General features: G+C 56.9%; 1 rRNA gene. It reads right to left on the bottom strand.

What is annotated here, in order from left to right:
- Position 1 precedes the first annotated feature (1 nt).
- Positions 2-1,039: ribosomal RNA gene (locus QP415_RS10710) — 23S ribosomal RNA — on the bottom strand; the annotation flags it as partial.

Below are 1,039 nucleotides of genomic sequence, written 5' to 3'. Positions count from 1 at the left end.
TGTTGTTTAGTGTTGGCCCATTAGTACCAGTCGGCTCACGAGCACCTCGCGGTGCTTCCACCTCTGGCCTATCAACCCGCTAGTCTGGCGGGGGCCTCTCACCCCACGGGGGGGCGTGGAAACCTCATCTTGAAGCAGGCTTCCCGCTTAGATGCTTTCAGCGGTTATCCCTTCCGAACGTAGCCAACCAGCCATGCACCTGGCGGTACAACTGGCACACCAGAGGTTCGTCCATCCCGGTCCTCTCGTACTAGGGACGGCCCTTCTCAAGTTTCCTGCGCGCACAGAGGATAGGGACCGAACTGTCTCACGACGTTCTGAACCCAGCTCGCGTACCGCTTTAATGGGCGAACAGCCCAACCCTTGGGACCAACTCCAGCCCCAGGATGCGACGAGCCGACATCGAGGTGCCAAACCATGCCGTCGATATGGACTCTTGGGCAAGATCAGCCTGTTATCCCCGGGGTACCTTTTATCCGTTGAGCGACCACGCACCCACGTGCCATGGCCGGATCACTAGTTCCTGCTTTCGCACCTGCTCGACCCGTCGGTCTCACAGTCAAGCTCCCTTGTACACTTGCACTCGCCACCTGATTACCAACCAGGCTGAGGGAACCTTTGAGCGCCTCCGTTACATTTTAGGAGGCAACCGCCCCAGTTAAACTACCCACCAGGCACTGTCCCCAACCCGGATCACGGGTCTAGGTTGAGGTGACCGCTTGAACCAGAATGGTATTTCAACGACGACTCCACCACCGCTGGCGCGGCAGCTTCACAGTCTCCCACCTATCCTACACAAGTCCAAGCGAACACCAATACCAAGCTATAGTAAAGGTCCCGGGGTCTTTCCGTCCTTCTGCGCGAAACGAGCATCTTTACTCGTACTGCAATTTCACCGAGTTCGCGGTTGAGACAGCGGAGAAGTCGTTACGCCATTCGTGCAGGTCGGAACTTACCCGACAAGGAATTTCGCTACCTTAGGATGGTTATAGTTACCACCGCCGTTTACTGGGGCTTAAATTCACCGCTTCACACCCCG

Source organism: Pauljensenia sp. UMB3104 (assembly GCF_030217285.1).
GTDB lineage: Bacteria > Actinomycetota > Actinomycetes > Actinomycetales > Actinomycetaceae > Pauljensenia.
Note: the sequence above shows the minus strand (reverse complement) of the source record. Positions and strands in the feature narration are given on the sequence as shown.